Origin of the sequence: Roseateles chitinivorans (assembly GCF_002761755.1) — a bacterium.
GTDB lineage: Bacteria > Pseudomonadota > Gammaproteobacteria > Burkholderiales > Burkholderiaceae_C > Roseateles > Roseateles chitinivorans.
On record NZ_PEOG01000257.1, the window covers coordinates 1 to 406 of the forward strand.

Annotated in this window: 1 protein-coding gene; it reads left to right on the forward strand. The window is 57.1% G+C overall.

Annotated features, from left to right (window positions below):
- Positions 1-406: thiamine pyrophosphate-binding protein (locus CS062_RS25640; RefSeq protein ID WP_303645171.1), on the forward strand; the 406-nt coding region annotated here is incomplete at both ends.

Below are 406 nucleotides of genomic sequence, written 5' to 3' on the forward strand. Positions count from 1 at the left end.
GCTAGTGGATTGTCACAATCAACTCGATATGACCATAGGCGCGGTCTATGACCGTCCACGATCAGCGGCGGTCACAGACCGCCGCTCCAACGAAACCGAACTCGGTCGCATCGCAAGCGAGGTTCGTTTCAAGCTCATCGAGTTGTCGCATCGCGCACAAAGCGCGCATCTGGCCGGTGCCTTGTCTTCCGTGGATTTGCTCGTTGCGCTTTACTGGAACGTTCTTGCCGTAGACCCGATATCGCCGTCCGATCCCAACCGTGATCGATTGATCTTCAGCAAGGGCCACGCCGTGAGCGCACTCTATACGGTGCTCGCCAAACGAGGATTTTTTCCGGAAAGCGATCTCGACCATTACAACGAAGATGGCGGCAAACTTCCTGAGCAGCCGGCGCCCGGTTGCGTG